The organism is Vibrio sp. 970, assembly GCF_033339075.1.
This window is the reverse complement of the sequence record NZ_JAWOTW010000844.1, coordinates 1-512: the sequence shown is the minus strand read 5'-3', so window position 1 is coordinate 512 and position 512 is coordinate 1. Positions and strand designations below refer to the sequence as shown.

Here is a 512-nt window from a genome sequence, read left to right as displayed (position 1 = left end):
GAGTTGGAAGATTTTACGTCCAACAAAGCATCATCTAAAACGAAAGCATCAAATACACAATGGGCAGTGTTCATCGAAGATGAATGGAAGATCGCAGAACCTTTTAGTCTGACATTAGGTGGTCGTTTGGATCACGATGAAAACTACGGCGCGCATTTTAGCCCGAGAGTGTATGGTGTGTGGCGTGTTGATCCTGCTTGGACGGTCAAAGGCGGTGTGGCGACAGGCTTCCGCTCTCCTCAGTTACGTGAAATTACCCCAGGTTGGGCGCAAGTCAGTGGTGGCGGTAATATTTATGGTAACCCAGATTTGGATCCGGAAACTTCACTGAACAAAGAAATCAGTGTGCTTTACCAAGGTGATTCTGGTCTTGATGTGACGTTAACCGCCTTCCACAATGAGTTTAAAGATAAGATTACTCGCGTGGTGTGCCCAGATACAATTTGTACGGATGGCCCAAACCAATGGGGGGCAGATCCTACTTACCGCATTAATGTGGATGAAGCTGTGAC

1 protein-coding gene is annotated in these 512 nt (G+C 46.9%); it reads left to right on the top strand.

What is annotated here, in order from left to right; genetic code table 11:
• Positions 1–512 (top strand): TonB-dependent receptor domain-containing protein (locus tag R7Q11_RS29505; RefSeq protein ID WP_225467381.1); only part of this gene is annotated, 512 nt, incomplete at both ends.